At 65.3% G+C, this 15,244-nt stretch carries 10 protein-coding genes; 3 read left to right on the top strand and 7 right to left on the bottom strand.

Annotated elements, in window-relative coordinates; translation table 11 throughout:
* Positions 1-24 precede the first annotated feature (24 nt).
* The 4 genes from gcvP to CUTER_RS07445 form a co-directional block, all read right to left on the bottom strand.
* Positions 25-2,865, bottom strand: coding sequence for an aminomethyl-transferring glycine dehydrogenase (gene gcvP / locus CUTER_RS07460; protein ID WP_047259910.1), 2,841 nt, complete (start codon positions 2,863-2,865; stop codon positions 25-27).
* 208 nt (positions 2,866-3,073) lie between these two features.
* Complete coding sequence (gene sucB / locus CUTER_RS07455; protein WP_047259909.1) at positions 3,074-5,185, bottom strand: 2-oxoglutarate dehydrogenase, E2 component, dihydrolipoamide succinyltransferase; 2,112 nt, start codon at positions 5,183-5,185, stop codon at positions 3,074-3,076.
* Between the two features lie 107 nt (positions 5,186-5,292).
* Entirely contained in the window at positions 5,293-6,651 is a 1,359-nt protein-coding gene (locus tag CUTER_RS07450) for a glycosyltransferase 87 family protein (RefSeq protein WP_047259908.1), read from the bottom strand.
* 94 nt (positions 6,652-6,745) lie between these two features.
* Positions 6,746-8,248, bottom strand: coding sequence for a leucyl aminopeptidase (locus CUTER_RS07445; protein WP_330217679.1), 1,503 nt, complete (start codon positions 8,246-8,248; stop codon positions 6,746-6,748).
* A 93-nt stretch (positions 8,249-8,341) separates the two neighbouring features.
* Between CUTER_RS07445 and CUTER_RS07440 the strand changes: the two genes are divergently transcribed.
* The gene (locus CUTER_RS07440) at positions 8,342-9,451 is read left to right on the top strand and encodes a branched-chain amino acid aminotransferase (RefSeq protein WP_047259907.1); all 1,110 of its coding nucleotides are present in this window, start codon (positions 8,342-8,344) and stop codon (positions 9,449-9,451) included.
* Here CUTER_RS07440 and CUTER_RS07435 read toward each other — a convergent pair.
* Positions 9,448-10,476 carry a nicotinate-nucleotide--dimethylbenzimidazole phosphoribosyltransferase gene (locus CUTER_RS07435; RefSeq protein ID WP_052844070.1) on the bottom strand — a complete coding sequence of 343 codons (1,029 nt, stop codon included), beginning with the start codon at positions 10,474-10,476 and terminating at the stop codon, positions 9,448-9,450. The two genes, CUTER_RS07440 and CUTER_RS07435, sit on opposite strands and share 4 nt — an antisense overlap.
* A 49-nt stretch (positions 10,477-10,525) precedes the next feature.
* Positions 10,526-11,239, bottom strand: coding sequence for a DUF3043 domain-containing protein (locus CUTER_RS07430; protein ID WP_047259906.1), 714 nt, complete (start codon positions 11,237-11,239; stop codon positions 10,526-10,528).
* 124 nt (positions 11,240-11,363) lie between these two features.
* On the opposite strand from CUTER_RS07430, the gene CUTER_RS07425 reads away from it, so the two are divergent.
* Complete coding sequence (locus tag CUTER_RS07425) at positions 11,364-11,708, top strand: HesB/IscA family protein (protein WP_047259905.1); 345 nt, start codon at positions 11,364-11,366, stop codon at positions 11,706-11,708.
* A 68-nt stretch (positions 11,709-11,776) separates the two neighbouring features.
* Here the strand turns inward: CUTER_RS07425 and asnB are convergent, their stop codons facing one another.
* A complete protein-coding gene (asnB, locus tag CUTER_RS07420; protein WP_047259904.1) occupies positions 11,777-13,705 on the bottom strand; it encodes an asparagine synthase (glutamine-hydrolyzing) in 1,929 nt (642 codons plus the stop codon).
* Between the two features lie 415 nt (positions 13,706-14,120).
* Here asnB and ctaC point away from each other — a divergent pair, with 415 nt between their 5' ends.
* On the top strand, positions 14,121-15,218 hold the full coding sequence (gene ctaC / locus CUTER_RS07415) for an aa3-type cytochrome oxidase subunit II (RefSeq protein WP_047259903.1): 1,098 nt from the start codon (positions 14,121-14,123) through the stop codon (positions 15,216-15,218).
* Positions 15,219-15,244 lie beyond the last annotated feature (26 nt).

The following is a 15,244-nucleotide window of genomic DNA, read 5'->3' as shown; positions in this document are numbered from 1 at the left end:
TCCTGTCATTGACGGTGGGTTTGATTAGTCCTCGATAGCGAAGGCTTCGGGCGGCGGGCACGAGCAGACGAGGTTGCGGTCACCGTAGGCCTCGTCGATGCGGCGCACCGGCGGGAAGTACTTCCGGGCGCGCAGCGACGGCACCGGCCACGCCGCCTGCGTGCGGCTGAACTCGTAGGGCCACTCGTCGGCAGAAACACTGCTGGCGGTGTACGGCGCGTGGTGGATGACGGAGTTCTCGTAGGCGATGGTGCCGTCGATGATCTCCTGGATTTCTGCGCGGATCGACTTCATCGCGGCGATGAAGCGATCCAGCTCGCCCAAGTCCTCCGACTCGGTGGGCTCCACCATCAACGTTCCGGCCACCGGGAAGGCCAGCGTCGGGGCGTGGAAGCCGTAGTCCACGAGGCGCTTGCACACGTCCGCCGCCGTGACCCCGGAGGCGTCGGTGAGCGGCCGCAGGTCGAGGATGCACTCGTGGCCAACCAGGTCATTCTTGCCGGTGTACAGTACCGGGAACTCGTCGTGGAGCTGCCGGGCGACGTAGTTCGCCGCCAGGATCGCATGGGCGGTGGCCTGGGCCTGCCCCTCGGCGCCGGTCATGGCGAGGTAGGCCCACGGAATCTGCAGCACGCCGGCAGAGCCAAAGCGGGCGGAGGCCACCGGCACGCCCTGGCCCGTGGGGACCGGGGAGGTGGGGTCGGTGGACAACGGATCCGCAGGCAGGAAGGGGATGAGGTGCTCGGCGACGCCGATCGGGCCAACACCCGGGCCGCCACCGCCGTGAGGAATCGTGAAGGTCTTGTGCAGGTTCAGGTGGCTGACGTCGCCACCGAAACGACCCGGCTGCGCCAGGCCGGTCATGGCGTTCATGTTGGCGCCGTCCAGGTACACCTGGCCGCCGGCGTCGTGCACCTTCTGGCACACCTCGCGGACCGTGTCCTCGAACACGCCGTGGGTAGACGGGTAGGTGATCATCACGGCGGCGAGCTGCTCACCATAGGTGGCGAGCTTATCGTCCAGGTCCGCGACGTCGATGGAGCCGTCGGCGGCGGTCTTGATGACTACCACCCGTAGCTTGGCTAGCACCGCCGACGCCGCGTTGGTGCCGTGGGCGGAGGCGGGGATGAGCACGACGTCGCGGTGACCATTGCCCTGCGCCTCGTGGTAGCGCCGGATGGCCAAAAGACCCGAGAGCTCACCCATGGCGCCGGAGTTGGGCTGCAGCGAGACCTTGGCGTAGCCGGTGACCTCAGCCAGCCAGGTCTCGGTTTCGGCAATGAGCTCCCGCCAGCCGACGGTGTGTGAGTCCGGGGCGTACGGGTGAATGGCGGCGAACTCCGGCCAGGTGATGGCCTCGACGCCCGCGGTGGGGTTGAGCTTCATCGTGCACGAACCCAGCGGAATCATCGTCCGGTCCAGAGCCAGATCCTTGTCCCCAAGGGTGCGGATGTAGCGCATCATCTGGGTCTCGGAGTGCAGGGAATTGAAGATCGGGTGGGTCAGCGGCAGTTCGGCACGAAGAAGCGCCTCGGGCAGTGCGGAATCGGCCTCGGGGGCGACCTCGGCGTCGAAGAAGGCCGTCAGCGCGGCGATGTCTTCCTCGGATGCGGACTCGCCGAAGGAGACGATCACCGTATCCTCGTCGAGCTTGCGCAGCAGGTAACCGGCGTCCGCAGCCGCGTCGACGATGGCCTGCGCCTTACCCTCGACGGGCACCGCGACGGTATCAAAGAACGCCTCGTGCTTGACCGCGCCGACTGAGGCGGCGAAGCGGGAAGCCTGGGAATGAATGCGCTCGGCGATGGCCCGCAGGCCGGCGGAGCCGTGGTACACGGCGTACATCGACGCGGCTACGGCGAGCAGCGCCTGCGCGGTACAGATGTTGCTGGTGGCACGCTCGCGGCGAATGTGCTGCTCGCGCGTCTGCAGCGCGAGGCGGTACGCCGGCCGGCCCTCGGCGTCAACCGACACACCGACAATGCGGCCCGGGATCTGACGCTTGAGCTTGTCCGTCACCGCCATGTAGGCGGCGTGCGGGCCGCCGAAGAACAGCGGCACGCCGAAGCGCTGGGTGGTGCCGATAGCGATATCGGCACCTAGCGCGCCGGGCGACTCAAGGAGCATGAGCGCCAGCGGATCAGCGGCGACCGCAGCCAGGCCACCGCGGGCGTGGATCGCCTCGATGACCGGGGACGGGTCGACGATGTCGCCCTCAGTGCCCGGGTAGGCCACCACGACGCCCACCAAGTCCTCGCCGACGAGCCCTTGGGTGACGTCGGTGATCTCTACTTCGATGTCCAATGCGCGGGCGCGCTCGGCGGCGACGGCCAGCACCTGCGGGTGCAGGCGTGCGTCGAGCACCACCCGGCGGCCCTTCTTCACGGCGCGGGACATGAGCCCAATAGCCTCGGCGACGGCGGTGGCCTCGTCGAGCAGCGACGCGTTCGCGATGGGCAGGCCCGTGAGCTCCTCGATCATCGTCTGGAAGTTGAGCAGCGCCTCCAACCGGCCCTGGGAGATCTCCGGCTGATAAGGGGTATAAGCGGTGTACCAACCGGCGTCCTCAATCACCCCTCGACGGATCACCGGCGGGGTAATGGTGTCCGAGAACCCCTGACCGTAGAACGCCTTGGTCACGACGTTCTTGGCGCCAAGCTCACGCAGCCGGGACTGAGCCTCGAACTCGGTCATCGCCTGCGGCAGGTCGAGCGGCTCGGTGGTGCGGATCGCCTGGGGAAGGGCAGCGTCGACGAGCGCCTCCAGAGATTCGTAACCGACGGCAGCGAGCAGTGTGGCCGTCTCGGCAGCGTCGGGCCCAAGGTGGCGGGCGACGTACGCCGTCGGGGTCGAAGAGAGTGCCATAAAGGAACTAACCTCCTAGTACGGGGGACGAAATAGTGTCGTGTATTTCCGAATTCATTATAGATGACGATCGTCACATCACGGACGTTCGGCCATGGGCGCGACACCCCCTATTCGGGCTTGAACTACACCACCAACCCCCGGATACACCAACGCGCACCCCACGCTGGGCGTGGAGTGCGCGAAGCTCAACCGCTAGGAACGGGTCTTAGAGGTCCAGGTCGGACTCAAAGTTGGCCGTTTCCAGGCGATCCTTGATGGTCTGGACGAAACGACCCGCGTCCGCACCATCGATGAGCTGGTGATCGTAGGTAAACGGCAGGTAGCACATCTGGCGGATAGCGATGACGTCGTTACCTTCGACGGTCTTGACGACCGGGCGCTTTTCGATCACCGCGGTGCCGAGGATGCCGGCCTGCGGCGGGGTGAGCACCGGAGTATCGAGCAGGGCGCCCGCGGAACCGATGTTGGTCACCGTGAACGTGGCACCAGAAAGATCATCCGGGCTCAGCTTCTTGTTCCGGGCCTTCTCGGCCAGCTCGGCGATCTCCTTGACGATGTCCACCAGCGTCTTATCCTGGGCCTTCTTGATGACCGGCACGAGCAGACCGTGCGGGGTGTCCACGGCGATGCCGATGTTGACGTCCGCGTGGTACGTGATGGACTTGGCAGCCGCGTCGTAGGAGGCGTTGACGTTCGGGTGAGACACCAAGGCCTCGGCGGTGGCCTTGACGATGAAGCCCAGGAACGTCGGGTTAGCGCCGTGCTTGTCCACGAAGGCCTTCTTCGTGGCCTTGCGAAGATCCCACACCCGGGTCATGTCGACTTCCTGGACGTGAGTGAGCTGGGCCGCGATATTGAGTGCCTCGACCATCTTGGCAGCGGTGATCTGGCGGATGCGAGAAACCTTCTGCGTCGTGCCAATCAACTCGGCCTTCGCCGGGTCGACACCCTTGGTGGCCCAGTTTGCGCGCGGGCCCTCCGGCGCCGGGGCCTTCTCAGCGGCCGGGGCCGGCTCTGCGGCGGGCTCAGCGGACTTCGCCTGAGCAGCCTCCGCGGCGGCCAGGATGTCCTGCTTGCGGATGCGGCCGCCGACGCCGGTGCCCTCGACGGTGGCGAGGTCCACGCCGTGCTTATCGGCGAGCTTGCGCACCAGCGGGGTGACGTAGGGGATCTTGCCGGAAGTGTTGACCTTCGCGGACGCGACGGCCTGCTTCGGCTCCTCCTTCGGCTGGGCCTCCGGGGCTTTATCCTGCTTCGGCTCCTCCTCGGCGGCGGACTCCTGAACCTCCGGCTCAGCTTCGGCCTCGTCGGTCTTCGCGGCCTCGTCGGTGCTCGGGGCGGCGTTGGGGTCGCCGATGCGGGCGATGACGGCGCCGATTTCTACTTCGTCGTCTTCGTCGAAGAGGATCTCGAGGAGGGTACCGGCGACGGGGGAGGGGACTTCGGTGTCGACCTTGTCGGTGGAGACTTCGAGCAGGGGTTCGTCGACCTCGACGGTGTCGCCGACGGACTTGAGCCACTGGGTGATGGTGCCTTCGGTGACGGATTCGCCGAGTTCGGGCATGGAGACGTCGGTGGCATCGCCGGAAGCGGCCGGAGCGGCCTTCTTCGCGTCGTCGACAGTCGCGTTTTCCTGCTTGGTCTCGGCCTCCCTAATGGCCTCCTCGCTGGGAACGTCAGCCTCGTCAGCCTCGTCGGCCTCGTCGGTGCTGGGGGCGGCGTTGGGGTCGCCGATGCGGGCGATGACGGCGCCGATTTCTACTTCGTCGTCTTCGTCGAAGAGGATCTCGAGGAGGGTGCCGGCGACGGGGGAGGGGACTTCGGTGTCGACCTTGTCGGTGGAGACTTCGAGCAGGGGTTCGTCGACCTCGATGGTGTCGCCGACGGACTTGAGCCACTGGGTGATGGTGCCTTCGGTGACGGATTCGCCGAGTTCGGGCATGGAGACGTCGGTGGCGTCGCTGGAAGCGGCCGGAGCGGACTTGGTTTCCGCCTTCTCAGCCGGAGCCTCGGTGGGCTCGTCGGCTGCCGGCTCGTCGGCGCTGTCTGCCTCCTGGGCAGCGGAATCAACCTTCTCGCCTTCCTCGCCAATGATGGCGATGACGGCGCCGATTTCGACCTCGTCGTCCTCCTCAGCCTTTATCTCGAGAAGGACGCCCGCCGCCGGCGAAGGGATTTCCGTGTCGACCTTGTCGGTGGAGACTTCGAGCAACGGCTCATCGACCTCAACGGTGTCGCCCACCTCCTTCAGCCACTGGGTGATGGTGCCCTCGGTGACGGACTCGCCAAGTTCCGGCATCTCAACGGAGTAGGCCATGTGTTCAGACTCCTCGATTGTCTTAAAGCGGTAAGTTTCTGCCAGAGAGCCTACCGTCAAAGTGAGCGACGCGTTTCACTCCGCCCCCACCCGTAGGGCACCCGTTACTACCGCCGCGGGGCCCGGATAGGCGGAAAAGCGATAGACCCGACGCTCACCCCCACTGCCAGCGCCAGCGACCACCACGTCCACAGTCCGGTGTTTTCCTCCGGGCTGTCCACCCGGATCTGATCGTGCAGGTCCACAGACAAGCCATAATCTGCCCCCATATAGGGCAAAAGGATTGCCAACGACGCTGTGAGAATCGCCAGTGCTCCGGCGGCCAAAAGAAGCGGGCGCTCCCCGGTGACCCGCCGCTCGAAGCTCATGAGTGCCGCCCCCACGACGGCGATAGCCAGCGGCAGGAGCCACAAGTAGTAGTGGTACCACGCGAAGGGAGAAACCAGACACATCACGAGCCCTGTCAGGGCACAGGCCGCCACGATCTGCCCGCGCTTAACGAGAACCCGCAACGCGAAGAAGCACAGCAGTGTGAGCACAGCCGACAGCACGAGCCACAAGGTCGGCGACTGCATCCCGTAGTCGCGTTTGAGCACCACGAGAATGGATTGTGACGTGGCGTTTTTGATGCCGTCGAACCGATTGGTATCGAGCATGATATCGACCCAGTACCGCAAGCCGCCAGGAACAACAAGAGAGCTGACGATGGACACGGCGAAGAAAGTCACGGCGGAGGTGACGGCGGCCCGGTAGCGTTTTTGGGCGAGGAATAACAGCCCGAAGAAGGCCGGGTGCAGCTTAATGGCCGCGGCCAGGCCGACGCCGACGCCGGCGAAGCGGGACTCGCGATGCGCCGGGCGGTAGAAATCAACAAGAATCAACGCCATGATTGCGACATTGACCTGCCCCCAGTAGAAGCTTCCCCACACGGGAAACAGCAGGAAGGACGCCACCGTAACCAGCGGGGTCACGACGAGGCGTCGAGCTTCGCTGAGCCGCATAAGCCCCAGGCTGGCGTAGACGATCCACCCCCACAGCAGCAGTGACACCACCTGCCACAGTGTCGATGAGATCTCCAGCGGGATGAGCGCCCACAGCGCGAAGAACAGCGCGGCGATAGGCGGGTAGGTAAAGGGCAGTTCGAGGATGACGCCGTTGCCGTTGTAGACGTGATAGGCGGTTTCCCACACGTCGTGGCCTGAGAGCAAAGAGCGGCCGGCCATCCAGTAGCACATGAAGTCCATGGGCAGCCCGAACAGGGAGAATTCGTCGGGCCGGCGGCCGAACTCGCCAGTGAGGTGATCCATCACGTAATCGCCTTGGCTGGGACGAAGGAGCTCGGGCTGGAGGTTGCCGGCGATCACCCACACCGTCGCCACCGCGAGGCACACGAGCACCACGATGAAGCCTGCCGACGACAGGCGGCCACGCAAGGTGGCAGTGGCGGGCGTGTGAAGCTGGTGCATCGTTCATCCGAGGATAGGCGTTACGGTTCTACCCCCGAGCGTAGAGGACGAACCCGTCGGAGGTTGCACCTGCCTCCGACAGGCGTCCATATCCCTAGGAAACTGCGTCCCGAAGCACCTTGACGATGGTGCGCATGGGCGCGCCAGTTGCCCTCTTCGGGGTATAACCGTGCGGCGCGGCATCGTTCCACGACGGCCCGGCGACGTCGACGTGCGCCCACTCGATGCCCTCCGCGACAAAGGTGGAAAGATACGACGCCGCGTACTCCATGCCACCGGACCGGGAGTTGTGGACGTTGCGAATATCCGCGATGAAGCTCTTCAGCTCCTTCTCGTGCTCTTCCAACATCGGCATGGCCCAGGCCTGCTCACCGACCTCTCGGCCAGCGGCCGCGACGGCGTCTCGGAAGCGCGCGGTGCCCATGACACCGGCGGTGCGTTCGCCGAGGGCGACGATCTGGGCTCCGGTGAGCGTTGCCGTGTCGATGAGGAAGTCGGGGTTGTCTTCGCACGCGCGCGCCATGGCGTCGCCAAGCACCAGCCGGCCTTCCGCGTCGGTGTTAATGACCTCGGTGGTCACGCCGCCATAGTGCGTAACCACGTCGCCCGGGCGGGTGGCGGACCCGGAGGGCATGTTCTCGGCCAGGGCGATCGTCGCCGTGAGCTTGATAGGTAGCTGCAACCGGGCGGCGGTGAGGGCGGCGCCCACGACGGCCGCGGACCCACCCATGTCGGAGATCATGTTCTCCATCTTCGACGCCGGCTTGAGGGAGATACCGCCGGTATCGAAGGTAATGCCCTTACCCACCAGCGCGTAGAACGGTCCCGACTCGCTGCCCGTCCAGGTCAAGCGAACAAGACGCGGCGGACGCGCCGAGCCCTGGCCGACGGCGAGGATCCCGCCGAAGCCCTGCTCCGCCAGCTGCTGCTCGTCGAGGACCTCCACCTCCAGGCCGGCCTTCTTCGCGTGCTCAGCCACCAGCGCGGCATAGGACTCCGGGTAAAGCAGGTTGGCCGGGGTGTTGACCAGGTCGCGCACGAAGTTGACCGTGGCTGAGGTCTCCAGCGCGGCAGCAACGGACTCCGGAGCCACGCCGACGAGCGCGACGCTTGCCGCCCCGGCCTTGTCCTGCGCCGGCGCTGCAGTGCCGTGGATACCCGGGTAGGAGTAGCCGCCCAACACCAAGCCCTCGGCCACGGCCTCCGCGCCAAGGTCTGTGAGGGTGGTGGCGACGGACTCGTCGGCGCGCAGCGAGCGCGCGGCAATGCCGGCTGCCCGCCGCAGCCGCTCGTCGTCCATGTCCTCAGCCTCGCCAAGGCCCACCGCCAGGATGACCGCCGCGTCCGCCGACACGGGGGCAGGAATGCGGGTGAGCTCGCCGTGCGTGCCCTTGGCACCGACGGCAGCTAGGTCCTCATACACCTGCCGAGTCTGGTCCTCGCTGAGGAGGCTGGAGGCCGGAAGCTCGGGGCAGTCTTCGTCAGCAAACAGCCCAACCAGGATGGTTCCCACCCCGGAGGGGGCGGCGTCGACGGCCGTCACGGCCGGATAGCGGCCGACGGCGGGCAGCGCAGGACAATCGTGCGATGTGGACACGGGGTCTCCTTTAAGTAGGAAATAGTCTCTCGCCCCACCTTAAGCGACGGGGTTCACAAAATCGGGCGGGTGTACCAGGGTAGGTTTGAACCCATGACTTCCCTTGAGTTCACGATCCACCGCAATCCGAACCCCGCGACCGCCGAGGAGCGGGCGGCCATACTGGCCCAGCCGGCCTTCGGCAAGAACTTCACGGACCACATGGTCACTATTGATTGGACCGCGGACAAGGGCTGGCACAACGCCCAGGTCCAGCCCTACGGTCCCATCGTCATGGACCCGGCTACCTCGGTTCTCCACTACGGCCAGGCGATCTTCGAAGGCATCAAGGCCTACCGCCACGCCGACGGCACTATCGTCACCTTCCGCCCGGACCAGAATGGACAGCGCCTCCAGCGCTCCGCCGAAAGGTTGGCCATGCCGGAGCTGCCGGTCGAGGTGTTCATCGAGTCCCTGCGCCAGTTGGTGGACATCGACCAGGACTGGGTCCCCGCTCCCGGCGGGGAGGAGAGCCTCTACCTGCGTCCGTTCATGATCTCCACCGAGGTATCGCTGGGGGTTCACCCGTCGAGTAGCTACCGTTACTACGTCATCGCCTCCCCGGTGGGGGCTTACTTCAGCGGCGGCATCACCCCGGTGTCGGTCTGGCTCGGCGAGGATTACGTTCGCGCCGCCCCAGGCGGAACCGGGGCGGCAAAGTTCGCCGGCAACTACGCGGCTTCCCTCATCGCCCAAGCTCAGGCTGAGGAGAAGGGCTGCGATCAGGTCGTGTGGCTCGACGCCATTGACCGCACGTACATCGAGGAAATGGGCGGCATGAACCTCATGTTCGTCTACGGTTCCGGTGCCGACGCCCGGGTGGTCACACCCGCGTTGTCCGGTTCCCTGCTTCCTGGCGTGACGCGGGATTCGCTGCTCACGGTGGCCGAGGACCTCGGCTACGCCACGGAGGAGCGCAAGATCACCGTTGACGAGTGGCGCGAGGACGTCGCTTCCGGAGCCATGACGGAGGCACTGGCCTGCGGAACCGCGGCGGTGCTCACCCCGGTCGGTCACGTCATGGGCACCGACACTGACTTCGTCGTCAACAACAACGAACCCGGCGAGATCACGATGGCCCTGCGCGAGCGCCTCACCGCCATCCAACAGGGCCGCATCGAGGACACCCACGGCTGGGTGTACCCGCTCGTCGCGAAGGCTTAACCGGCGTCGCTGCTGCGCGCCTGCGAGGCGACGACGGCCTCGTCGACCGCTAGTGCGCACGCGGCTGAGATGAGCGACAGCGCCAGCACGCTGCCCGCACCCTGGCCAAGGTTGAGATCCAGCGCGAGCAGCGGCGTCAACCCCAGTTGCTGCACGGCTACGAGGTGCGCCGGTTCGCCGGACAGCTGGCTGGCCAGAAGCCAATGCCGGACACCGGGGCAGACCTGGTCGGCAACGAAGGCGGCGGCGGATACGATAGCGCCGTCGAGCAACACGGGGGTCCGCCGCGACGCGGCCTGGGCGATGAAACCGACCAGGGCGGCAAATTCCGGCGAGCCGACGGTGCGCACCACTTCCCGAGCGTCGCCCTTCACCGCGCGGGCCCGGAACATGGCGTCACGCAACACGCTGACCTTCCGCTTCCACATCTCGTCGGTGATCCCCGAGCCCGGCCCGACAATGGCCACCGGCTCGGTGGCGGTGAGCGTCCCCACGACGGCCGCCACCGACGTCGACGCCGCCACCCCGATATGCCCCGGAAGCAGCAGGTCCGCGCCACCGTCGATCTCCTGATCGGCGATACGTCGCCCGATCTCCAGCGCGCGGGTCATCTCACTTTCCGTCATCGCGTCGGAGACGTCGATGGCAGGGCAAGACTTCGATACTCGTTCGTCTCCCCAGGCCTCGTGGTCGAGGCTGATGTCCACGATGCGAACCGACGCGGCGCACACCCGGGCGAGGGTCTGCGCTGGCCCGCCCCCCGTGCGAAGCTCCTCGTACTGCTCGACGCTGGCCTGGGGCGCATAAGCGGAGATGCCGCGCTCGGCGATGCCGTGGTCACCGGCGAAAACAACCACTCGGGGGCGATCGATGGGCGCCGGGGGAACCTGGTGCTGCCAGGCGGCGAGGGAGGAGGCAATGCCGGCCAGGCGTCCAAGCCCCACTCCGCGCGGCGTCGACGCGAGCAGCTCCGTCATCCGGTCGGCACTGAGCTGGTCGGGGGAGGGGACGGTGAGTTCGGACACGGCCGTGAGAACCTTTCTCGAAAACCGGGGTCGATGAGGGTGTTGAGGTTTAAACGTCGGCGCCGAGCTCCACCCGCGGCCGCGGGGTGCGCCAGCGGCGCGGCTGCGTGGCGCGGGACACCGCATAGGAGCCGAGGCGGAAACCGGTCTCCGCAGATCCGGGGAACTTCTCCGCCGCGGCCTTATTGGCACGCCGGCCGAGGACAATGGCGTCGATGAAGAACACCGCGATCACCACCCACAGCACGATCATCGTGGCGTTGAGCACTGCTGGCGGGAAGACATTGGCGAAGAGCATGACGACCAGCATCACGACGGCCAACGGCATGAAGAGGTTACTGAGGAAGCGGCGCGAATCCACCCAGTCACGGACCCATCCGCGCACCTTGCCCTTGTCACGGTCGAGCAGGTAGCGCTCGTCACCGGCGTCCATCCGTTCCCGGTAGTGACGGTTGCGCTCGCGGGTTTCTTCGCGCTCCTTGCGCTTGAACTCTTTCCATTCTTCCTTGGACATGGACTTCTTGAGCTCTTTACGCCGCTGCGAGGCCTGCGCCGTGCTCAGCGCGTGAGGGTCACGCCGGACGCCGCGCTTGATCTCCTGATCCCGGCGCTTCGGCGTTGCCTTGCCCTTCGGCGGGGTGTAGCCGGGCCGGTGTTGCTGCTCAGCGCGCTCCGTCGTCGCCTCGTCAACCTGGGCGGAGGCCGCGGTGGAGCCGGAAGCCGAATCAGAGGACGGGGAGGAATTCTGCCTAGGACGTTTCACAAGGACCTAGGTTACCGCCCGGTCCTGGCTTCTTGGAATACTGGGGCCTAGGATGACGTTACACACAGCAGTCCCACCTACGGAGAGGGACGACGCTCGACGATGTTAGGAGAACTAGACGATTATGACCGCTCCCGCTACTTCCACTGGCGTGACCCTCACCGAAGCCGCTGCCGCAAAGGCGAAGGCACTGCTGGAGCAGGAGGGCCGAGATGACCTTTCGCTGCGCATCGCTGTCCAGCCCGGTGGCTGCGCTGGCCTGCGCTACCAGCTCTACTTCGATGACCGCTCGCTCGACGGGGACAAGGTGGACACCGTCGGCGGCGTCAACCTCGTGGTGGACAAGATGAGCGTTCCCTACCTCATGGGCGCCACCATCGACTTCTCGGACACCATCGAAGCCCAGGGGTTCACCATCGACAACCCGAACGCGGGCAGCGCTTGCGCGTGCGGTGACTCCTTCAACTAAGGCGAACGTTAAGTCAGGGCAGCGCCGCCCCGAGGTCAACAGTGACTCGGGGCGGCGCTGCCTTTGGCTTAGAGCCGGACCGGGTAGTCGCGCTGCTCGATCTGCGGGTCGATCCGCTTTTCCACGAAGATGCCGTGCCACACCATGAAGCACAACACCGTCCACAGCCGGCGGGAGTGATCGGAGATACCGTCGCGGTGCTCCTTGAGCATCTCGAGCACGGCCTTCTTATCGAAGATGTCCTCGGTCTGGGACTGCGTGATGGTGTCCTGAGCCCATCCAAACAGTTCGTCGCCAGCCAACCAGTGACGCATCGGCACCGGGAAGCCGAGCTTGCGGCGGTGCAGGACGTGCGGCGGAACAATCTGCTCCAGAGCCTTACGCAGTGCGTATTTGGTCGTGCCGTGGGAGATCTTGAGGTCGTGCGGGATGGTCTGGGCCAGCTCGAAGACCTCCTTGTCGAGGAAGGGAACGCGCAACTCCAGGGAGTTGGCCATGTTGATTTTGTCCGCCTTGACGAGGATGTCGCCCCGCATCCAGGTGAACAGGTCCAGGTGCTGCATTCGAGCGACCGGATCCATCCCGAGATCGCGAGAGACCTCGTAGATCGGTGCGGTCACCTCCCGGTGATCCCAATCGCGCTGCGCCCACGGCAGCACACGGCTGAGCTGGTCGAAATTGAAGTTCCGGGCATTGCCGTAGTAGCGGGTCTCCATCGGCACGGTGCCGCGGTCAAGCAGGGACTTGCCCTTCATTCCGTCGGGCAGCATGGTCCCGAGGTGGCGCAGGCCCTTGAGCAGCGGTTGGGGGAACTTCTCAAAGGGGGCGAGTGAGAGCGGCTCCTTGTAGATGGTGTAGCCGCCGAAGAGCTCGTCGGCTCCTTCGCCGGAGAGCACCACCTTGACGTGCTTGCGTGCGGTCTCCGCGACGAAGTAGAGGGGGACCAGGGAGGGGTCGGCCACCGGGTCGTCGAGGTACCACATGATCTTGGGAATAGCGTCGGCGTACTCCTCCGGGGAGACGACCTTGACGATGTGTTCAGCGCCGATGGCCGCTGCGGACTCGGCGGCCACATCGATCTCCGAGTAGCCTTCCCGCTCGAATCCAGTAGTAAAGGTGAGCAGATCCGGGTTGTGACGCTTGGCCAGAGCCGCGATAGCCGTGGAATCGATGCCACCCGAGAGGAACGATCCGACCGTTACGTCGGCGCGCATGTGCTTAGCGACCGAGTCTTCGAGGACCTCGGCAATGCGGTCAAAGAGCTTCTGCTCCTCGCCGGTGGCCACCGGCTTCACGGCGAAGGAGGGCTTGAAGTAACGACGGGACTCGACAACGCCGCCGGGGGAGAGGGTCACCGTGCACCCCGATTCGACGCGGCGGATCCCGGCGTGCAGGGTCTCCGGCTCCGGGGTGTACTGAAGGTCGACGTAGTGTTCGATGGCTCGGCGATCAAGGTCGAGGGGAAGGCCAATCGCGTCCGCCAACTCAAGGATGGATTTCTTCTCAGAGGCAAACACGGTACCGGCGTCGGTGGTGGCGTAGAACAGCGGCTTGATGCCGAACTGGTCCCGGGCAGCGAACATGACGTCGGCGTCGGTGTCCCAGATGACGAAGGCGAACATGCCGCGGAGGTGCTCGACGACGTCGGCACCCCAGTGGTGGTAACCGACGACGATGGTCTCCGAGTCACCGGACGTGTTGAAGGTGTACCCGGCGGCCTGAAGCTCTTCGCGCAGCTCAACGTAGTTGTAGATTTCGCCGTTGAAGGTCATGGCGTAGCGGTCGGGGCTCTCCGCCGGACCCCAACGCAGGGGCTGGTGCGAATGCTCGAGGTCGATAATGGCGAGCCGGTTGAAGCCGAACAGGGCCTTGTTATCGTGCCAGGTGCCGGCCGCGTCGGGACCCCGGTGGCGCATGCAAGGCAGAGCGGCTTCGACGGCGTCGACGTACGCGGCGGCGTTACCGGTGGTGGTGAGCATGGCTAGAAGGCCGCACATCTTGTTGATCTTCTCCTTAAATATATAAGGTCGGTGCCGAGGCCGACGGTGGTGGCCAGCCTCGGTGGCGCACCGGCCTCGGGATATCACTCCACTTTAGGGGCGCGGGCGCCACGGCGACGAATGGGGCACCCAGGGTTAGCCCGATCCCCGAATAGGTGCAAACTTTCGGTTGAAGATTCCAGCTACCCGTTTGTGGTCCGAGTCACTAAATGCAGGGGGTTGCTGTGCTCGGAGGGCGCGCGACCTGCGTCGCAGCTGTGAAACCGGCGCGTCCGTGATTCTGCGCGTCGACGTGCCTTTTTCGCTCGTCGGCAAACGAAACGGCGACTCACGGGTGATCCACTATTCTCCTTAGATAGGAATGTTGTGAATGAACATTCATAGATTTGTGTGGACAGGAAGGCAGGCGCACGTGGAACAGCGAATGAAGCGCGGTGTTGCCCGGAAGGCTGGGCTCGGTGCAGCGCTCGTGCTTGGCGCGACCGCACTGGTGGGGTGTGACGTTGCTCCGCCGGAGGCACTGGCAAACGTCTTGGACATGGGCTGGCCCGATCCGGTAACTCCGGAGGGGCAGGGGCTCTATAACTTCTGGGTGTGGGTGTGGGTCACCGCCTGGATCATCGGCATCATCATGTGGAGCCTCATGATCACGGCGATCGTCGCCTGGAACCGGAAGGCCGGTGAGAAGAAGGGCTATGGCGAGTTCCCGAAGCAGCTGCAGTACAACGTCCCGTTGGAGCTGCTGCTCACCGTCATCCCGGTGGTCATCGTCATGGGCCTGTTCTTCTTCACGGTGGAGGCCCAGCAGAAGGTGGTCGCCCTGGACAAGAATCCCGAGGTGACCGTCGACGTTACCGCGTTCCAGTGGAACTGGAAGTTCGGCTACAACACCGTTGCCGGCTCGCTGACCCCGGACGGTCAGGAGTACCAGGGTATCGACGAGGAGCGCACTCGCCTTGCCGAGGAAACCTCCGTTGACCCGGAGGGCACCAAGAACCCCAACCCGATCCACGGCAAGTCCATGGGCGACCAGTCTTACCTCCGTTTCAACGAGATCGAGACCCTGGGCACTACCGAAGAGGTTCCGGTGCTGGTGCTTCCCGCCAATACCCCGGTTCAGTTCGACCTGGCTTCCGGCGACGTGTCTCACGGCTTCTGGGTTCCCGAGTTCCTCTTCAAGCGTGACGTCTACGCTCACCCGGAGAATAACCAGCAGCAGCGCTCCTTCCAGATCGAGAGCATCGAGGAAGGCGCCTACGTCGGCCGATGCAGCGAGATGTGCGGCACCTACCACGCGATGATGAACTTCGAGCTGCGGGTTGTTTCGCCGGAGAAGTTCACCGAGTACATGCAGTTCCGGATGGACAACCCGGAGGCCCCCAACTCGGATGCGCTGCGTGCCATTGGCGAAGAGCCCTATGCCGTTACCACCCAGCCGTTCAACTCCTCGCGCACTGGGACCCGTGATGGTGACAACGATTACGATCACAACGCTCGCGAGAACGTCTAGCAGGACACCGGCGAGAGACTAAGGAG

This window comes from Corynebacterium uterequi (assembly GCF_001021065.1).
Lineage (GTDB): Bacteria > Actinomycetota > Actinomycetes > Mycobacteriales > Mycobacteriaceae > Corynebacterium > Corynebacterium uterequi.
This window is presented reverse-complemented; position numbering and strand designations above follow the sequence as displayed.